The following is a 20,549-nucleotide window of genomic DNA, read 5'->3' on the forward strand; positions in this document are numbered from 1 at the left end:
CTGTGTTGGCTTTAGCGTACTTTGAGGTAAAGCGTGAGGCAACATTCTGGGTTTGGCAGCTGGTTAGGAAAGCAGCAGCGAAAAGGATGATGGCGGCGAAGGTAAAGTTAGTTTTCATATCAATCAGTCAGGGGAAAGGGTGTGTTCTTATTTTGTTGTTGTTGTTTGATAAGTAATAGGCAACTGCTGTACCAGCAGCCGCTCAAAAACAGCAAACGAAGCAAAAACGGCCTTGGCACCTATAAAAACGCATGTTTCACATCGTGCCAAAAGCATTAAGCAAGACAAACAGCGATTAACCTGTGGTTAAGTTTTCCCCAACTTTACTCAACCATTGGGGAATTGCGCCTTTACAGTTTATGATGCGAATGTGATGACCCCATTTGAAACGACAATGCCTCCTGTTTAGGAGGCATTACTTTGGTTATCACTTAAAACTTCATATCCATCTTCCAATAATTGGCAAGTTTTTGCGCTTCTTTTTTTGTGATTTGTATAACAGCAGGATGCTTAGGAACGGAGAAGTTAGTGGACTTCATAATACCATCATTAAAACGGCCTAAATTCTTGAAGTTTACAAAATCAGTTGTTTCGCTAAAGCCAAAATTGTGAGGGTTGATACGATATATATCATAAATTAAAATCCACTTATTTTTCCCTATTAGCTTATACACAGTTGGTGCCTCACATCCAACCGGTTCAGGGTCGTACCATTTTGGGTCATATACATAGCCCGTATGTACCGAGTCAGATACCGCCTGCTTAACGCCCGAAGCACCATCATGCGAAGCATAAAACATATGAAACTTGTTTCCAACTTTTGTAATGTCGGCATCAATATACGCAACCCCGTTTGGATACTCAAACAAAGGCATGGGAAGGGTTTCCATGCGGTCGAAGCTCTGATTCATGTACGTGTAGTAAACTTTTTCCTTACCACTGCCAAAACGCATGGTAAAGTAAAGCATCGGCTTTTTCTTCACCTCATCATAAATCATTTCGGGTGCCCACGCACAGCCAATGTCAGCCAACTCGGGGAATGCCTTATCAACGCGCAAAACCTGGTGCGACCAATGAAGTAAATCTGCCGATTTCATCAGTACCAATCCCCTGTTATTCCCCCATCCATACTGCTTTCCATCGCGTTCCCACTGCGTGTTTCGGTAGCCTTCTTTTTGTGCGTAAATATGCAAGTCGGTCAAAGCCATATAAAACATATTATCGGCTCCACGGTAAATGTATGGGTCGCGTATACCTTTTTGTTCGGCAATCGTATCGCCGGCTATAACCGGCTTGCCTTGGTTCACATCAGTAAAACTATAGCCATCTTTACTTAAGGCCATATAAAGCCCATGCGTATCATCTTTAAAGTAAACCATAAGGTAAGCACCCATTGCTTTTTCTTTGGGCACTTTGCTTTTTTGAGCTAATACACCACAGCAAGATAATAGCACAAGCGCTATGCTAAGAAAACTGGTCTTTGTCATTACGGAGAATAATTGGTTGAGAAAGCTAAAATAAAGATTAATTGTCATAAGCACACTTGTAACGCAATAACTTTTGTTATACAACAATGCACATAAGCAAAAGGCTGCCCTTGTTAAGGCAGCCTCTTGCTTATAAATAATTAATTAATAATTATTTCCTCAGGTCAAACCTGTCTAAATTCATAATCTTAGTCCAAACGGCAACAAAGTCGTTTAAAAACTTATTTTGCGAATCGGCACTTGCGTAAACCTCGGCAATGGCACGAAGTTCAGCGTTAGAGCCAAATACCAGATCGGCGCGTGTGGCCGACCATCTGATATCGCCATTTGAACGGTTTGTACCCACGTAAACTTCCTTATCGTCTGATGCAGCTTTCCATGAGGTAGTCATATCCAGCAGGTTTACAAAAAAGTCGTTGGTTAGCTGCCCGGCACGTGATGTTAACACGCCTTTGTTCGAGCCATCAAAGTTGATATTGATTACCTTTAAGCCACCCATTAATACCGTTAATTCCGGAGCGGTAAGCGTAAGTAAATGTGCTTTATCAATTAAAACCTCTTCTGTTGAAACATGCAATTTTGGATTGCGGTAGTTACGGAAACCATCGGCAGCGGGTTCAAGATATCCAAATGATTCAACATCTGTATTTTCTTGCGAAGCGTCCATCCTACCGGCGTTGAACGGAACGGTAATATCATGGCCTCCATCTTTAGCGGCTTTCTCAATACCAGCATTACCTGCCAGTACAATTAAATCGGCAAGTGATACTTTTTTGCCGGTTGTTTGAGCGCCGTCAAAATCATTCTGGATGTTTTGCAGCACGTTGAGCACCTTTTGTAATTGCTCAGGGTTATTCACTTTCCAATCTTTTTGAGGAGCTAAACGTACCCGTGCTCCATTGGCGCCACCGCGTTTATCAGAACCGCGGAAGGTTGATGCTGATGCCCATGCTGTTGAAACCAGCTCTGATATACTTAAGCCCGATTCTAAGATTTTTGACTTCAAAGAAGCTACGTCAGTTTCATCAATTAGTGCATGATCAACTGCCGGGATAGGGTCTTGCCAAAGCAAAACCTCCTGCGGAACGTCAGCTCCAAGATACAGATCACGAGGGCCCATATCACGATGTGTCAGCTTAAACCATGCACGGGCAAAGGCATCTGCAAATGCATCAGGATTTTCAAGGAAGTGACGGGAAATTTTTTCATATTCCGGATCAAACCTTAAAGAAAGATCGGTAGTAAGCATGGTTGGCAAATGCTTTTTGTTTTTGTCAAAAGCATCTGGTATAATGGCTTCATCCGTTTTAGCCACCCACTGGTGTGCACCACCCGGACTTTTGGTCAATTCCCACTCAAAACCAAAAAGGTTTTCAAAATAATTATTGCTCCATTGTGTTGGCGTTTTAGTCCAGGTAACTTCTAAACCACTCGTAATGGTATCAGCACCTTTTCCTGTTCCAAAACTGTTATGCCAACCAAAACCCTGTTGCTCAATACCGGCAGCTTCGGGCTCATCGCTAACATGGTCAGACGAAGCTGCACCATGAGTTTTGCCGAATGAGTGTCCGCCTGCAATTAAAGCTACGGTTTCTTCATCGTTCATGGCCATACGGCCAAAAGTGTCACGTATATCTTTGGCAGCTAAAACCGGGTCGGGGTTTCCGTCAGGCCCTTCAGGATTAACATAAATTAAACCCATATGTGCTGCTGCAAGCGGCTTTTCAAGGTTTCTGCTGTGAACTTTGCCATCGGCATCATCATCAGAAACTAATGTACCAACCTGATTGTCGGCACCTTCAGAACCATGAGCGTAACGCAAATCACTGCCTAACCATTTTGTTTCGGAACCCCAGTAAACAGATTCATCAGCTTCCCACACATCGGCACGCCCCCCGGCAAAGCCAAAGGTTTTAAAGCCCATTGATTCAAGAGCAACGTTTCCGGTGAGTATCATTAAATCGGCCCAGGATATATTGCGACCGTACTTCTGCTTTATTGGCCAAAGCAACCTGCGGGCTTTATCCAAACTAACATTATCAGGCCAGCTGTTTAGCGGCGCAAAGCGTTGTAAGCCGGCACCACCGCCGCCACGACCATCAAACACACGGTAAGTACCGGCGCTATGCCAGGCCATACGAACAAATAACCCACCGTAATGGCCAAAATCTGCCGGCCACCAGTCTTGCGAATCTGTCATGAGTACATGCAGGTCTTTCTTCACTGCCTCCAGGTCAAGGCTTTTGAAAGCCTCTGCATAGTCAAAACCATCATCCATAGGATTCGAAAGTGATGAATTCTGACGAAGTATATTAAGCTTTAGCTGTTTTGGCCACCAATCTTTATTACGGGTACCGCCACCTGCTACATTTTGTTGCTTCATGGTGCCATTATGAAAAGGGCACTTGCTAATGTCATTTGAATCTCTTTCCATTGCTGTTTGTTTATAATTGATGCTTATATATTAAGTTTTATCGGCTGATAAACAATGTAAAAGTATGAGTTAACACAACATCTTCACAATCGATTAGTTCTATTGATTATAGCCAGAAACTATATTTGTGCGTTTGTAACAACAAAGGCCCTCCATATTGAGGGCCTTTGTTGTTGAAACTATTATCTAACTCTGAAAGTTAACTGTAATGGTTAACTTTTCAAGGCAAAAACTACAGGTACTGTGTACCTTACGCGTACTTTTTTGCCATCCTGACTTCCGGCGGTCCAACGGGGTGATGCTTTTATTACACGTACGGCTTCGTCAACTAATAACGGCTCTATGCGGCCTACAGAATGTACATCAGTTATGCTTCCGTCTTTTTCAACAATGAAAGTCACGTTAACTCTTCCCTCTTTTTTTACCTTCTTGGCCGCTTCAGGATATTTCAAATTTTCTTTTAAATACTGTATAAAGCCAGACATGTCACCCGGAAAGCGCGGTAGTTTTTCTACCGTGGTGTATACCGGTTCATCATCTGTTTTTGCCTGTGCAAATGAGGCCGAACAAACCGAAGTTGCCATCAGCGTTAATAGTGCGGTCTTAGCTAATTTTTGTGCCAACGCCTTAGTGATTTTTTTGTAATTCATGTTTCTAAAATTTAGTTTATAAGCTTTACTCAAATATAACTAAATATTTAGTTATTGGTTCTTTTGAAAATTTTTTTAAAAAAAAGCCGCCGATGAATCACCGGCGGCATCAAACATTTATTTTTAGTTATTGCTTTCGCATATAAATTTTCCCGTAAGTTGATTTCAAATCATATGCCGGGCCCTTACCCGGCTGGGCAGTAATGGAAGTAAAGAAGTCACGCTTGGTATTATCTGTCAAAACCAGGTCGAGGTTTGAATAAATATGTCCGTAACTTGTGGTAGCCTTAATTTGACCTACCTGGGCTTTATTCAATGTTGCGTCAATTCCGCCGTAAACAGCATCTACAATAACAGGTGTGTTACAATTTACCAGTTGAACCATTCCGTAGGTAGATTTAACAGTGGTTGGTGTATTTACCGGCACTTTCACTTCTATACTAACATCCATATCAACACCGTTGGAATATGAGCGTATAACGCCCATTTTACTTTTATAAGCTTTAAAGTCGGCCTCAGTTTTAAATACAATCTTTTTACCGGCTTCCTGCACTGTATACCTATGCGGCAGTTTATCCAAATCGGTTAGCTTGTTGCTTATTTGTAATACACCGTTATTAATCCGGTCTGACAAGGTAAATGCGTCGTCGTTTTCGCCATCATTTATGTTTACTTTAGCATTTACTGATACTTCGTTTTTATCCCACGTGGTAATTTTCACTACCGGATAATCAAACTTTAACTCCAATGGCTGACCTTTTTTGATTGGATAACTTTTGTTTATTACAGTTTGTGCGCCGACAACGTTGGCCACAACTAAACCCAACCACAGCATTAATAAATGTTTCATGATTTTAAACTTAGGCTTGATAACTAAATTGCTTTACGAAGGTATACTTTGCCAAAGGTTGAGGTTAAGTTAAACTCAGTACCTCCACCGTTTAGCGTTCCGGCTATATTGCCTGTATATTCTACCATTTCATCATCTTGAGCGCGCTTTTTAAGCTCAATGTTTAAATCAGAAGATGCAAACACATTACCATGTGTTGTATTGAGTTTTAGGTTAGCTTTTGTAGTACCCGGTACAGCAACATCAACTGTAGCGTACATCGAAGAAATGGTTATTGGACCGGCAATTTTGTCTTTAAACTTTGCTTTTACGTTACCATATATACTGTTAACTGTAACCGGGCCAGTAATGTCTTCCAGTTCTACAGAGTTAGTACGTACTGATATATCAATCTCTTTATTGATGTTTTTAAAAATAACCTTTCCGGCGTTGATCATGTTCTGCCAATTATAAGATACGCTCACGCCGCGTGGAACTTTAATTTTAACCTTACCTATGTTTGAGGCTACCTCATTTACTTCTATAGTTGTTCCTTTATCGGCAACGTTAATGCCTATGTTTGTATTATCAACAACACCGGTGCCACTAAGTAATCTTAAACCGGCCGCGCGCTCATCGGCATACTTCTTATCCTCTGAGGTAAAAATGATTTCCTTGCCATCATAGCCCTCTATGGTAACCGATGGCAGTTTGATTAACAATCTTCCTGTTGCTTTGGCAACCTTATATTCCTGAGCAAAAGCATGGCTTATTGCCGTTAATAGAACCATTATAGTTAATAACCTGATTTTCATTTTAACAAAGTTTTTATAAGTTTATATTTTATAGTGATGGCATAGTCGACGTATACCTTCGATTTCAAAGTGAACAAATGATCATGATCCGCGTAGTTGAAAGGCACCGGAGTATGCGGTTTCGCGCACAGCATCCATTTTACTTTCATCCTTTACCATGCCTTCCAGTTCGGTTAATATTGCCGATTCTTTCATGCGCGTTAGCAGTTCAATAAGTGCTATCTGAACCATAGGGTCCTGTTGTTTCTTTAGAGACTTTACCAGCTGTTTGCGCACGTAGCTTTCCTTGTAAAACTTAGCCAATCCATCTAGCGCCGCCATCCTTACATTGGTGTTAGGATCGTTATTCATGGTTTCTACCAAAACGTCAACCACATCGTTACTCAGGTTTTTAAATTCACCTGTTTGTGAAAGCGCCTTTAAACGGCTGGCAGGCGATGATTGGTCATTCAACTTATCAAACAAAACCTTTTTATATGAACTCTGCCCTGTTTCGGAAAAGCTTTTAGATAAACGGCTTTTACGTTGGGCTATATCCTGATCAACATCATCAAAACGATGCTGCTGAGGAGCCGGACCGGCTGCATATTCTTGCTGCGGCTCAGTAGCGTTTGGCGCAATTGGCTGCTGAATTACCTGCGGTTTAGGCGATGTTTTCACTACGCTTTGCGCCACATTATTTGTTTGGTTATAAAGCCACAAAACGAAACTTAAACCTATAACCAGGCAAGCGGCAGCAACCCACCTCATGGCAGTGAAGCTTACTACAATGCCCGTTTTCTTTTCAACCGGTTTAATTTGATGAACCGGTTGCTGCATTTGTTCGAGAATACGGTTTAACACCGCCGGATTTGGCATACGTGTATCCAGTTCTTCGTTATGCTTGCTTATAAATTCTTCCAGTTTACCTTTCATAATGCCCCTCTTTTAACATTTCTAAAACCTTGGCCTTAGCCCTGAAGTACTGAACCCTAACTGTGCTATTTGACATTCCCAGCATTTGCGCAATTTCAACCTGCGGAATGTTTTCAACCGCGTACAACTGAAATATTGTGCGATAAGCCAAAGGCAGCTCTTCAATTGCCTGACTTATGCGGTTCATATTATATTCAAACTCCTCCTCATCTACAATTTCATCAACAATCACGGTTGTTTCCGGCTCAAGCTCGGTTAGTTCAAGTCGTTTTTTTCGCAGCCAGTTTATGGCTTTGTTTATAGCAATCCTTTTAATCCACGGCCTGAAACTATCAGCATTAGTAAGCTTGGCTATAGCATGATAAGCATCAACAAAAGCTTCCTGCATAATATCCTCTGCTTCGCCGGTGTGTTCTACATACCGGCATATAGCATTGTACACATACTTTGCATTATGCTCATATAACTTTGTGTAAGCGTACGGATCGCCGTTTTTACACATTGCTACGAGGTCTTGTTGTGATATCATTTACAGTTGTAATCCTAAAATTTCTGGTCAGCTACTTTAATGTCGTAATGTTGATTGGAATGTTACAACAAATTAAAAGAATTTTAAAAATTGTCGGTTACGGTGGTAACAAGCTTTGCAATGTCACTTATAAGGATAGATATACGCTCTTAATTTATTGTAATAACCTACAAAAAAAAGGAATGCTACAAGCATTCCTTTAACAATTATGATTTGATATAAATTTTATTCCATTTAATCCACCTGGCTTAACGGAATTTCAAACCAAAACACAGAACCTTCATTTTCGTGGCTTTCAACGCCAATCTCTCCACCATGACGGTGAATAATATCTGCCGTAATGTATAGACCCAAACCTAAGCCCGAAAACTTTTGAGATGACTCTTGCACACGGAAGAAACGGTCAAATACCTGCTCTTTTTTATCATCAGGTATGCCTATCCCAAAATCCTGTACAGATAGGTGAAGCGTGTTTTTATCTGTTATCTTTTGCGTAATTATGATCTCTTTGGCATCTGGGGAATATTTAACTGCGTTTGATACAAAATTGCTTAAGACCTGCTCTAATCTATGCTTGTCAGCTTCAATTTCTACATCGGCGTTGCCTTGCAATACTAGCCGGTGCGTACTAATGTGCGATTGACTATCGTCAATACATTCCTTGATAACCGCACCCGCGTTGAACCGCGTAAAGTTAAATTGCATTTTACCAGCATGTATCTTTGTAACATCAAGCAAATCATCAACAATTGCGGTTAAACGACCTGTTTGTTTATTTGCACGTTCAATAAAAGGATATACTTTTTCATAAGCATCTGCCTCTCTGCCGGCAATACGCTGCATTATCTGCAATGATCCTTTTAAACTTGTAATAGGTGTTTTAAGTTCATGACTTGCAATACTCATAAACTCATCCTTTTGCTGCATTAGCTCGCGGGTTGCATTTTGCGACTTAACAAGCTCAGTAACCTCAAAACCAAAAAAAGCTATACCATCAACCTGCTCGCGCTCGTTATAAATTGGAATAAACAAATAATCAAGCCAGGCATCAGTAAGTTGCCCTGTTTCAGGATTGATTTTTTTTACGTTGTAAGCTTTTCCCGATTTAGATTCTCCTGTGTGATAAAGTTTTTCATCATTCGCAAACAAGCGCGAGGTATTCAGCCCGCTATGTGCCTCTTTTGTCGGCAAGCCAATCATATTATCGCGCTGATAGAACGCATCAAAGGCTTTGTTTGTAAATTCATAACGCAGCTCGGTCCCACGCCTTATACTGATTAGGGCGGGTGCATTTAAGAAGATACCGTAAAACTCTTCCTGTTGCTTACGTATAAACTCCTGTAATTCGCGCCTGTTTCGCTCAATTTCCTTTTGGTGGGATAGATCAATAATATAACAAACCGAATTTGCTTCTATATCATCCTCAAGCCTAGCTGCACCCATTAATACAGGCACCCTGCTTCCATCACGACGAATGTATTCCTTTTCAAAAGGCGGGCAAAAACCGTTCTTATTTAGCTGCTCTACCGCTTTGCGACTAATACCCATATATTCAACAGGCGTTAGCTTATCCCATCCTAATGCACCTTTGTTTAAATCTTCAATGGTGTAGCCCACCATGTTTAAAAATACATCGTTAGCTTCAATAATCTGACCATCGAACCGGGCAAATAACATCCCGATCATGTCTGATTCAAAAATTTTGCGGAAACGGCTTTCGCTTTTGTTCAAACGTTTTTCAGCCTCTACAATGCGGGTTATTTCAACAATCGATCCTACCATACGATAAGGCGTATCATAGGCATCATGTAGTATGTTACCCCTATCTAAAATAATAGCGTAACTGTCATCAGCTTTCTTAAACCTATACTCGGCCGACCAATTGTGCTTGCCTTTGTTTATGGCTTCATGTACGCTCTTTTCAACGCGTTTTCTATCATCGGGATGCACCTTATCAAACCAATAGCCAATGTTGCTGCTCTCGCTGTTATTTTCATAACCAAACATGGAAGTAAAATTGTCGCTTCTCCACATTTCATTGGTCACCAGGTTCCAATCCCATATGGTATCATTTGTTGCCTGCGATACTAAATTAAAGCGCTCCTCACTTTGAGTTAAGCTCATGGTGCGCTCTAAAATTTTATCTTCCAGTTCGGTATTAAGCTTCTTCAAATTTTCGCGGGCACTTACCAGCTCATTATAGTTTTTACGCAGCTTTTGTTCATTTTGCCTACGTTCAGTAATGTCTGTCAGTGTTACTGCAAAGCCATCAGCAACCTGGCTTGCCATAAGTATGTACCATCCTTTATCTTCATAGTACACCTCTTGTTGCAGCGTCCCTCCTTTTTGCGTTACCTGCTTCAAGCGCTCAAATACATTGTCCTGCAGCAAAAAATGCAAGTGCTTTTTAAGGAGCTGTCCTTTTAATTCGGTATCTGTTTTACTTAATAGCTGGGCAGCCATACGGTTGGCCATCAAGCATTTAAAATCGGACAGTTGCCCATTATTGTTACGAACGGCCCCAAATACCATTATAGCGCTTAAACTTGTGCTAAATACGCCCGAAACGATGCTGTTAAGTTCGGTAATAGTGCTTATGTCAACAAAGCTGATTACTACGCCATCACGTTCCTTGTCTTTTTTGATATAAGGTAGCACTCTGAGCAAGCAATGCTTTCCGTCTTTCAATTCAACTTCTTTTTCAACCAAATGTGCCGGGTTGTTAAGCACTTCCTGAATATCGGCTAAAAAGTTTTCGTACTTTATATTGTTAGATATATGTTTGATAGGCCGGCCAATATCTGCCTCTATCAAGTTAACCATCATCACAGCAGCCGGATTAAATTTGCGGATTCGCATATCCTGATCCACAAATATCTGCCCTATATCAACGCTTTTAAAGTAGTTGTTCAAATCATCATTAAGATCAATCAATTCTTTGATCTTAAGCTGATGCTCTGTATTTAACGTGTGTAATTCCTCATTGAGTGATTGCAGCTCTTCGTTACTTGATTGCAATTCTTCATTGGCCGAAAGCAACTCCTCATTACTTGATTGCAGCTCCTCGTTGGTGGTTTCCATCTCCTCCACGGCCATTTGCAGGTTACCACGCACCTCACTGAGTTCGTTCTCTAACTCGTTAACGTAAACCGCCTGCTGCTCATCAGAATTATGCGGAACAATAATATCATCGCTGTTGAGGCCAAACTCCAGCTCAACCTCATTAAAGACTACCAATACATATGGAACAGTCGACTGTGTATCTGCCGGTTTTACATTTATGTTTACATAAACATCGTTATTACGGCGCTTTATGCGTATGCGCTTTAACCTTGTAGGCAGCTCCTCCTTCACAGCCTTACGCAAGGCTGTGTTAATGATAAAAGAAAGCTCGCTAGGCACCATTTTTAAGATATTGAGCTCCAGCTTTTTATCGGGCAAGGATAAGTATTTTTTAAAATCGCCTACGGTCTCCTTTATTTCACCGTTTTTATCAACGTACACGCCTACATAACCTAAATCATCAGTAAGAAATTCTTTGAAGCTATCCCTCGATACTTTTTCGGCTTTGATAAAGGGCTTGCGCAAATCGCTTGAAAAGTTGTGGCTATAGTAGCTGTTGTTATTTGACGGTTGCTGGCTGATAGGACCTATTTTGCGATAAAGCTTCCACTTACCGCTAACCTCATGTAACCCTTCCTTAATTGATGATACTGTTTCGCTGGAACCAAGGAACAAAAATCCGCCCTGGTTAAGTGAAAAGTGGAATGTAGATAACACCTTTTGCTGCAACAAAACATTCATATAAATGAGCATGTTGCGGCATGCAATCAAGTCGTTTTTTATAAAAGGCGGAGCCTTTACAACATTATGCCTGGCAAAAACAATTTGCTTGCGAATTGACGGGATAACGGAGTAATATTTACCGTCTTTTACAAAATAACGCTGCAAAATATCAGCATCAATGTCTTTCTCAATAGTTTCCGGATAACTATTGTGCGATGCTACATCTAAACTTGCTTCGTCAATATCGGTGGCAAAGATTTTTACATCTAGATCTTTGTTTACCTTTTTAAGATACTTATCTATTAATATAGCTATGGAGTACGCTTCCTCACCCGTGCTGCAGGCACACACCCATACTTTCAAAATTTCCTCGTGCGCCTTTTCGTCAACTATCTGTGGAATGACGTGGTTTTCCAGTTGTTCAAAAGCGGCTCTATCTCTGAAAAAACGCGTAACTCCAATTAAAAAGTCTTTGCCTAGTAATTTAACTTCTTCTTCATTTTGTCGCAAAAACTCAATGTAGCTTTCAAGGTTGCTAATTTTATTATGCTCCATGCGGCGCGTAATACGCCTTATAATGGTTGGTGTTTTATATAAATTAAAATCATGACCGCTTTGGTGGTGCACCAACTGAAAAAGCTCATTTAATAGGCCTTCATTGTCATACCCGCCTTCAAAAATTTTCACAGGTTGCTGGCGCATGTATCCAAACAACTCGTCGGGCATTTGCGACGGTGGTTGAACGCTATCGGCATTACCTGATGTAATAGCACTTTTAGGCATGCCATCAAACTTTGCTGTTTCGGGCTCCTGTACCAGCACCATGCCACCATTCTCTTTTATAGCTTCAATACCGCGCGTGCCATCGGTGCCGGTTCCTGATAAAATAATGGCTACTGCTTTTTCCTTTTTATCGCTCGCAAGACTGAATAAAAAGGTATCGATGGCTGTATTCGGTGATTTATCCTGCTGTTTATCGGCCAATTTTAAACGGTTGTGGCTTACCGTCATTAATTTATTATTTGGTATGATATAAACACAATTAGGGTGAAGGCTCATATTTTCTTCGGCCTCAAACACCTTCATGTGCGTATGCTTTGATACTAACTCAACCAACAAGCTTTTATAATCGGGCGAGAGATGCTGTATTACAATAAAAGAGAAATTGGAGTTGCCGGGCATATGGTCAAAAAACTCATGAATGGCCTCCAGGCCACCTGCCGATGCACCTATTGCAACAACATAATTATCGGCTATGCCCATATTTCTCTTAATCTCGGGTGCTTTACTACTCATTTAGCCTCTAAAAAATTAAATAGCTTGTTTGGTTTTAAATTCGTAAACAAAACTGCGCAATGTATCGGCTACCCCTAACTCATCCTTATGCCATGGCAATGACGTATTTTTAACGGTTTGGAGCCAGCTTTTGAATGAATTACGCGGATGATAGGTTTTACCATCAGCAGCAAAATTTATAGTTTGGTTTGGATCTCCGCCCCAAGTAATGGTTTGGACAACCTCTGGCCTGAAACAAACAATGTAATTGCCGTTATGGCTATCCAAAGGTATAATCAGGGCACCGCTTGCAATTGGAGCTTCGCTGGCCGCTTCGTCAAAAATATCAGGCAGCGTGGTTGTTGAAAAAACTTTACCTATTTCTTTAGCATGCAGCCACAGGTGCAAGTTTTCGAGCATGTCGTTATGCGGCACCTCGCCCGCAGTTGTTATTTTACTGTTATTGAATATAACGGCGCCCTTTGAGTTAAAGAGCTTTAATATATTTTCGTCGTGCTCAAGCAAACCTTGTTCAATGTTACGATCGCTGTAGATGTGATCAATAATGCTGTTGCGTTGTGATTGCAAATCGGCAACCCGGCCATATTCTTCTTTATTAATAATAGACGATATTTTGTTTGATACCACGCTTGATAACAACTCAAATATCGAACATAACTCAAAGCTTAGATAGTATGGCTTGGTATGGTGGCAGGCTATTAAGCCCCATAATTGCTCATTATGAATAACCCTTACCGACATTGAAGCCGTTACCCCCATATTTCCTAAATACTCAATATGCACGGCGGCAACACTACGCAGGTTACAGTCAGATAAATCAGTAAATGAGTTAGTGAGCGAGTTAAGTACCGGATAAAGCCTTACCGGCGTATATTCGCGATTGGGAATAAGACGGTACGGGTTTCTGAGGTAAAGCTCACGCGCTTGTCGCGGCACATCAGATGCCGGAAACGTAACGCCCAGGTAAGGTTCAAGAGCATCCGATTTATCTTCGGCAATAACGGTTCCGTTCCAGTTTTCATCAAAACGGTACATCATTATACCATCAAAACCTGATATACGTTTAAGCTCCCTGATAGCAATTTCGCATGCATCCTGCACCGAAGTAGCTACATCTACAGCAGCCATTACATATTTAATTTCCTGAAAAACGTTTATAAACGTACGCTCATCCTCAGCCTGCACTCGTTCAAGCTCCAACAAAAAATACTCTTGCCTGGCATGCACCAACGCAAGCAACTCAATGTTGTTAAGCGTTAAGCTAACAGGTATTTTATCTTTAATTCCGGTTTCAATTTTTGCCTTCAGTTCTTCTATTTGCTTCTGCGGAACGTAATCTGAAAAGTTGGACGAGATAATCTCCACCGCACTAATTCCCAATACATCGCTTAAGTTCTCACTGATCTGAATAATATTTAAAGATTCTTTTTCTAACACAACCAAATAGCCATGGGGCTGGATCATGTTAACGTTATGCAAAGGCAAATTGCCGCAAAATTCTGAATCGTAGTTAGATGCCATCAAAATAAAATTATATAACACTTGCAATGTGCAAAAGGCATAGCCTTTCTTAGTTAAGTATTATAACCGATAGTACTTTAGGGAATGCTAAAGTAAAGAAATTATCAGCAATTAAAGACTGTACAACTTTACGTGCTAGTTATGGACCTTTATAGGCGAAATTGCATTAGTTAAATACTATAAATTCTATTAAGCAAATATTCAAAGCCAAACATAAATTTTGTGACTGATTTAGAAGCTAATAGCACGTTATCCTTACACAAAAAGGATTTTGATGAATTTTTGATTTGGAATTAAATATACAGCACCTATATTTGCGCCACGTTAAAGCGCAGATGTATGCAACAACATAGCGCGCTTGGCAAGGGTAACGATTGCAGAAAAGAGAATTAAAATTCTTAAAAATAAATTTGCAAACAAATAATAAAAACTTACCTTTGCAAACCCAAACGGGATGTAGCGTAGCCCGGTATCGCGCCACATTTGGGATGTGGAGGCCGCAGGTTCGAATCCTGCCATCCCGACAACAAGCGATACCACAAAGTATTAAACCCTGTATATAACCTATACAGGGTTTTTTCGTTTTATAAATAATTCCTTTCGATACATATTATACCAGCAGCAACTTTAGCCTCAAGTATCAGCTAACCCCAAGCCATAGTTGAGCATTCATTTCTTTCATGACTTTACTGCAACGCCTATCTGTTGCAAACCAACCCTCGTACACTTTTGTATTGGTATGTTAACAAGCTATTACACTTATGAATATAAAGGAAGCTAAAGTGATTGTGACCGGCGCAACCGGTGGCATAGGTTACGAAATTGCAAGAGCATTACGCAAGGCGGGCGCACAAGTAGTTATTTGTGGTCGTGATGCGGGTAAGCTAAAAAATGCTACTGGTGAGCTTGATGTATTTGGCATTGAAGCAGACGTAAGTAAACAGACCGACGTAATTGAACTGTTTAGATTTGCTATTGAACAAATGGGCGGTATTAACGTCTTGGTCAATAATGCAGGAATTGGTGTTTTTGGCTCTTTAGCCGATACATCGGCGGAGGATTTTCAAAAAGCATGGGAAGTTAACGTAAAAGGCCTGTTCCTGGCGGGCAAGGAAGCGGCAAAGCATTTTATAGCGCAAAAGCATGGCAACATCATTAACATTGGTTCAACTGCAGCGCTTCGGGGTTATGCAAATGGATCAGCATACGTTGCCAGCAAGTTTGCCGTATCGGGCCTTACCGAATGCTGGCGTGCAGAACTGCGCCCGCACAATGTAAGGGTAATGCAGATAAATCCTAGTGAAGTAATAACCGATTTTATTGCCAAGGCCGGCATGGAAATAAAGAATGAAGACAATAAGCTCAAACCAGAGCAGATTGCTCATTTAGCAGTAAGCATGCTAAGTATGGATGATGTAGGGTTTATACCTGATGCCTCGGTTTGGGCTACCAATCCATGGTAAGCTATATATTGAATTTCGATAAGCGCAGAAAATTCACTTTTTAATACATGAGAAACCCTCGCATATAGTTGTATAGGTTCCCTTAGTTATTGAGACGTTTAGTCAAAATATTGATTAAACTTTTAAAAAAACTTTAGGTTAGGTTACGCGGATGTATGGGTATAGAGCTGGCCAGTTGGCTAATACGTAGAAAATTGTTATAAACGAAGATGTTTGATTTTTGTAGTTATTGGTTTGTTTTTAGCAGCCTGTGTCCCATTATTGAGCACTAATTTTGACAAAAAAACAATATGGAACAAATTAAGATCGAAGGAAAAGTTGTAGCCATAACCGGTGCAAGCAGCGGTATTGGCGAGGCAATTGCCAAGCATTTAGCTAAAAGTGGCGCAAAGGTTGTTTTAGGTGCCAGACGTACTGATAATCTTAAAACTATTACTGAATTTATAACCAACCAGGGCGGACAAGCGGCTTATAAAACTCTTGATGTAACCAATCCAGATGATGTAGCCGACTTTGCAAAATTTGCAGTTGATGAATTTGGGACACTTGATGTTTTTGTAAACAACGCCGGCCTTATGCCGCTTTCAATGATAAACAGCTACAAGGTGAATGAATGGCATCAAATGATTGATGTAAACATTAAAGGTGTATTACATGGTATAGCAGCAGCACTACCTATTTTTGAAAAGAAAGACAGTGGTCAGTTTGTAAACATCACCTCTGTGGGCGACCGCTGGGTTGGTCCGACATCTACCGTTTACAGCGCAACCAAATTTGCCGTTCGGGCCATATCAGATGGTTTGCGTCAGGAAGTTAGCAACAACATCAGGGTAACCCTGGTTGCACCGGGCGCTACCGAATCCGAACTTCCTAATACCATATCAGATCCTGCATTGAAAGATCAGTTGGTGGAGCGCTTCCGTACAAACTTGTTACCGGCAAATGCCATAGCAAGAGCCGTTGCCTACGCTATTGAACAACCATCAGACGTTGATGTGAACGAAATTGTGGTAAGGCCAACTGCTCAAAAGTCGTTTTAAAAAAGCAGGCACTTATTTATTTACCAGTGGGTAACAAACCCTCTGGTTTAAAATCAATTTTATGAGTAATAATAAATATGTTGGCATGTGGGTAACCGCCGATGGCTACATCAGGCAAGAGCTTTTACCCAATGGCAGATATGATGAAGCAAGAGGGCAACGACAAAGCGCCTATACCGGCCGGTATGAAATAACCGGGGATTATATTGAATACTGGGACGATACAGGCTTTACTGCCGACGGTAATTTTACAGATAACGACACCCTTCAACACGGTGGTTATGTATTTTATCGCGAGAGCTAGATTTTAGCAATTTAACGAATTTAAGCCCGCAAAAAACCTTTTTTCACTTTTAGTTTATATAGCCTGTAATCAATAATTACAGGCTTTTCTGTTAAGGAAATATCTTGTTTAAAGCGCATTTATGCTCTTAAAATACAGTATATTCACAACAGAATCCCCTTGAAACCCCTAACTAAATTTAAACTTTTTTTGCGGCTTAGAACGTGGCGCTGGCTGGTTGGGCCCGAGACGCGGTTTGACCTTACTTCGCGTGTTTTTCATTCCATATGCATTTTTATACTTGCAGCACTGGGTTACAATGTTCCGTTTAATTATATTGTTGGTTTACATGATATAGCCCTTTTAAGCGCTGTTAGCTTTCTACTGTTTGCAATTGTATACTACCTATCAAGGGTTGCACAAAAAAAGGCGATAGCTGTATTGCTCTTTTGCATTACAGGTAACGTATTGTTTATTGTCAACTTCTTTCTTAATTCGGGCATTGACGGGCCAACAGACTTGTTTTTCATCTTGACCATGGTGGTAATGATTGCTGTAATACCGGTAAAATACTACTGGATACTTATAGCTATACATTTTACTATAGTATTATCATTACATGGCATTCAATATATAAATGCTGACTGGGTGCCATACACTTATAACAGTACAGAGTTTAGGTATAGTGATATCACATCAGCTTACGTGGTAGTTGTATCGCTCATTTTGCTTTGCTTTTATTTCATCAGGTATAATTATGACCTGGAGAAAAAATCAGCTGAGCAAAAGGCAGCAATGATGAAGTTGCTTAATGAAGAGAAAAACAAGCTTTTCTCCATCATATCACATGATTTGCGCGCCCCGTTAACTAACGTTCAAAACTACCTGGAGCTGCTGAGCGAGGTTGACTTAAGTGCCGATGAACAACAGAACATTAAGGCGAAACTGCTTGATTCTACACGCAACACGCTTGATATGCTCAATAATGTACTGTCATGGTCAAAATCACAAATGAGCGGTTTAAAGTTCAGTTCAACAGAACTTTACTTGCATGAATTGCTTTTACCTCAATTGCTATTGTTTACCAACATTGCGCAAAACAAAAACATCAAAATTGAAATATCAATAGATCATGAGCTAAAGATTATTGGCAACGGCGACATGGTACAACTAATTATGCGTAACCTAATTAATAACGCTATAAAATTTACAGCTCCCGGCGGACGTATAATTGTAAGTGCACAGAGCCAAAACAATTACGCCCTGCTGCTGGTAAAAGACAGCGGAGCGGGCAAACCTATAAAGCTTTCCAATAATATCTTTTATCTCAATAACGAATCATCCAAGGGCACTGCCAACGAAAAAGGCGTAGGCCTGGGCCTTGTACTTTGCAAGGAGTTTACAGAAGTACAAAACGGCAACATATGGTTTGAATGCGACTCCGTAAGCGGCACTACGTTTTTTGTTGAGTTACCACAATACGATGGCAATGTGGTTGCCATGCACGCATGAGATCACTCATTAGTAACTCTTAAAACTTCAAAATAGCAAACTCTGTACGGCGATTTAGCTGATGCTCAGCCTCGCTGCATTTTACGCCATTACTGCATTTATTAAGCAGGCGGGTTTCACCGTAGCCACGTGCAATAAGCCGGTCTTCATCAATATCTCCTACAGTGATGATATACTCAACCGCGGCATTTGCTCGTTTGCGCGATAAATTCATATTATAATCATCATCGGCACGGCTATCAGTATGTGATGATAGCTGAATTACTATGGTGGGATTATCTTTCATAATCTTGATGAGCTTGTTCAGTTCAACCTCTGCATCGGGCCTGATGTCCCATTTATCCAGGTCATAATAAATATTTTCCAGGCGGATAGGCTTCTGCAATTCAATTTTATCCAGATACAAGTTGCGCTTAAGCACCTCATTAGGGCCTATGCCCGCGGTGGAAAACGGCTTTTGACTATCGGTGAGGTAGCCGTTCTTCTCCCCTTTTAACTGGTAACCGGCATTGGCGTAAACTGTGAATGCGTATGCTCCGTTGCTACCTGTGCGCACCTTAATGGGTGATCCCTTTGCAGGTGTTAGGGTAATATAAGTATCAGCAAGAGGCCTGCGGGTGTTTTTGTCGTAAGCAACACCCTCGAGCCTGTAAGCAACAGGTATATTGTATGCAAAGCTATAAACATCGTCACTGCCCACACCACCTGTACGGTTTGATGAAAGATAGCCCGAAGCATTATCATATATTACATATGCAAAATCATCTTGCGCCGAATTAACCGGATAGCCTAAATTAAGCTTGCTGCCAAAGCCACTGGCTGTATGTATAGCCTTGAAAATATCAAGGCCGCCCATCCCCTTATCACCATCAGTTGAAAAATACATATTGCCTTGCACATCAATAAATGGCGTACGCTCATTGGCTGTAGTGTTGATACTTTTCACATTGATGGGCTGGCTCCAAACACCGGCATCTTTGGTACAGTAATAAATATCAGTTCCCCCAACGCCACCAGGCATGTTTGATACAAAATATAGTGTTCTGCCATCGGGCATTATAAACGGATCGCCAACTGAATATTCTTCTTCTTTATTATAAGTAAACGGCTCGGGCTTGCTCCATTTACCGTTTACGAGTTTGCTGGAATATACACCTAAATTAATAGTGGCTATTTTGGCCGTATCCTTAACCTTCTCTTTAGGAAGGCGGGTGAGAGTAAAATACATCTCGTTCCCATCGGCGGTGTAGCTGGCGGCTCCAATATGGTAATCGGTACCGGCAATAAATGTAAACGGCTTTACAGCATCAGTTGAGGCATTAGCGGCAGGCTGCTCGTACAGGTTCAGGTATTTATTACCTGTCCACCCGTAAACATTTTTATCAAGACTTACATTGCTGTCAAACCAAATAAGTGGGCGTTTTTTACGCAATTCAGCCTGATCTTTTTTTTCAGTACGGTCTGAAGTAAAAACAATGTTAGAATTGTACTTAACAGCCCCCCAGTCTGATTCCTGTGAGTTTAATGTAGTAAGGTTGCGTATATCCACATCAACCGGCTTCTTCATCCACTTAATTGCCGAATCGCAGGACGACACCCAGTAATTCAACTGCTTTAAATCGGCATTAGGCGTAAGGGTGTAGTATTTGGTGTATTGTTCTTTTGCTTCGTTATACTTCAGGTTATTTTTTAACACTTCGGCGTAAGTAAACATATTCTGGGGCTTGCTATTTTCCAGAGTAACTACTGTAGCATACCACTTTTCGGCTTCCTTATAATCACGCATCATGCGGTACGAATTAGCTAAACGCTCGGCAGTATAAAGTGCAGGTTTCTTTTTATAAGCCTGCAAGTAAAGTTCTGCCGCCTTACTATAGTTGTATAATGCGTACTGCTCATCAGCCAGTTTATGAACGTATTGCGCGCTGGCTGTATATGCAACAGCCAATACGATAGAAATGGAAAATAATATCTTTTTCATGCCGGTTC

14 protein-coding genes and 1 tRNA gene are annotated in these 20,549 nt (G+C 40.9%); 5 read left to right on the top strand and 10 right to left on the bottom strand.

The features are described 5' to 3' along the window. Positions 1-431: 431 nt before the first annotated feature. The 9 genes from QZ407_RS11180 to QZ407_RS11220 form a co-directional block, all read right to left on the bottom strand. Positions 432-1,412 carry a glycoside hydrolase family 43 protein gene (locus QZ407_RS11180; protein ID WP_295770957.1) on the bottom strand — a complete coding sequence of 327 codons (981 nt, stop codon included), beginning with the start codon at positions 1,410-1,412 and terminating at the stop codon, positions 432-434. 226 nt (positions 1,413-1,638) lie between these two features. After that, positions 1,639-3,921, bottom strand: a complete 2,283-nt coding sequence (gene katG, locus QZ407_RS11185) for a catalase/peroxidase HPI (RefSeq protein WP_295770960.1) — start codon at positions 3,919-3,921, stop codon at positions 1,639-1,641. 212 nt (positions 3,922-4,133) lie between these two features. Beyond that, positions 4,134-4,571: an energy transducer TonB gene (locus QZ407_RS11190; protein WP_295770964.1), complete on the bottom strand. Its 438-nt coding sequence runs from the start codon at positions 4,569-4,571 to the stop codon at positions 4,134-4,136. A gap of 127 nt (positions 4,572-4,698) precedes the next feature. After that, positions 4,699-5,421 (bottom strand): hypothetical protein, encoded by a 723-nt coding sequence (locus tag QZ407_RS11195; RefSeq protein ID WP_295770965.1) that lies wholly within the window; start codon positions 5,419-5,421, stop codon positions 4,699-4,701. A 23-nt stretch (positions 5,422-5,444) separates the two neighbouring features. Next, positions 5,445-6,215 (bottom strand): DUF4097 family beta strand repeat-containing protein, encoded by a 771-nt coding sequence (locus QZ407_RS11200; protein WP_295770966.1) that lies wholly within the window; start codon positions 6,213-6,215, stop codon positions 5,445-5,447. Between the two features lie 81 nt (positions 6,216-6,296). Further along, positions 6,297-7,130 (bottom strand): HEAT repeat domain-containing protein, encoded by an 834-nt coding sequence (locus QZ407_RS11205; protein WP_295770968.1) that lies wholly within the window; start codon positions 7,128-7,130, stop codon positions 6,297-6,299. After that, positions 7,120-7,659: an RNA polymerase sigma factor gene (locus QZ407_RS11210; RefSeq protein ID WP_295770970.1), complete on the bottom strand. Its 540-nt coding sequence runs from the start codon at positions 7,657-7,659 to the stop codon at positions 7,120-7,122. Before QZ407_RS11210 ends, QZ407_RS11205 begins: the two co-directional genes overlap by 11 nt. A gap of 234 nt (positions 7,660-7,893) precedes the next feature. Next, positions 7,894-12,741 carry a chemotaxis protein CheB gene (locus tag QZ407_RS11215; RefSeq protein WP_295770972.1) on the bottom strand — a complete coding sequence of 1,616 codons (4,848 nt, stop codon included), beginning with the start codon at positions 12,739-12,741 and terminating at the stop codon, positions 7,894-7,896. Positions 12,742-12,756: 15 nt separating this feature from the next. After that, positions 12,757-14,262, bottom strand: coding sequence for a GAF domain-containing protein (locus tag QZ407_RS11220; protein ID WP_295770975.1), 1,506 nt, complete (start codon positions 14,260-14,262; stop codon positions 12,757-12,759). 450 nt (positions 14,263-14,712) lie between these two features. Between QZ407_RS11220 and QZ407_RS11225 the strand changes: the two genes are divergently transcribed. The 5 genes from QZ407_RS11225 (at position 14,713) to QZ407_RS11245 (ending at position 18,560) form a co-directional block, all read left to right on the top strand. Continuing rightward, a tRNA-Pro gene (locus QZ407_RS11225) sits at positions 14,713-14,786 on the top strand. Between the two features lie 237 nt (positions 14,787-15,023). After that, positions 15,024-15,725 carry an SDR family oxidoreductase gene (locus QZ407_RS11230; RefSeq protein WP_295770976.1) on the top strand — a complete coding sequence of 234 codons (702 nt, stop codon included), beginning with the start codon at positions 15,024-15,026 and terminating at the stop codon, positions 15,723-15,725. 290 nt (positions 15,726-16,015) lie between these two features. Then, positions 16,016-16,765 carry an SDR family oxidoreductase gene (locus QZ407_RS11235; RefSeq protein ID WP_295770979.1) on the top strand — a complete coding sequence of 250 codons (750 nt, stop codon included), beginning with the start codon at positions 16,016-16,018 and terminating at the stop codon, positions 16,763-16,765. A 61-nt stretch (positions 16,766-16,826) separates the two neighbouring features. Then, on the top strand, positions 16,827-17,069 hold the full coding sequence (locus tag QZ407_RS11240; RefSeq protein WP_295770981.1) for an Atu4866 domain-containing protein: 243 nt from the start codon (positions 16,827-16,829) through the stop codon (positions 17,067-17,069). 189 nt (positions 17,070-17,258) lie between these two features. After that, positions 17,259-18,560 (top strand): HAMP domain-containing sensor histidine kinase, encoded by a 1,302-nt coding sequence (locus QZ407_RS11245; protein ID WP_295770984.1) that lies wholly within the window; start codon positions 17,259-17,261, stop codon positions 18,558-18,560. Positions 18,561-18,579: 19 nt separating this feature from the next. On the opposite strand, the gene QZ407_RS11250 is transcribed toward QZ407_RS11245, so the two are convergent. Further along, positions 18,580-20,541 carry an OmpA family protein gene (locus tag QZ407_RS11250; RefSeq protein ID WP_295770986.1) on the bottom strand — a complete coding sequence of 654 codons (1,962 nt, stop codon included), beginning with the start codon at positions 20,539-20,541 and terminating at the stop codon, positions 18,580-18,582. Positions 20,542-20,549 lie beyond the last annotated feature (8 nt).

Origin of the sequence: uncultured Mucilaginibacter sp., from assembly GCF_913773635.1 — a bacterium.
GTDB lineage: Bacteria > Bacteroidota > Bacteroidia > Sphingobacteriales > Sphingobacteriaceae > Mucilaginibacter.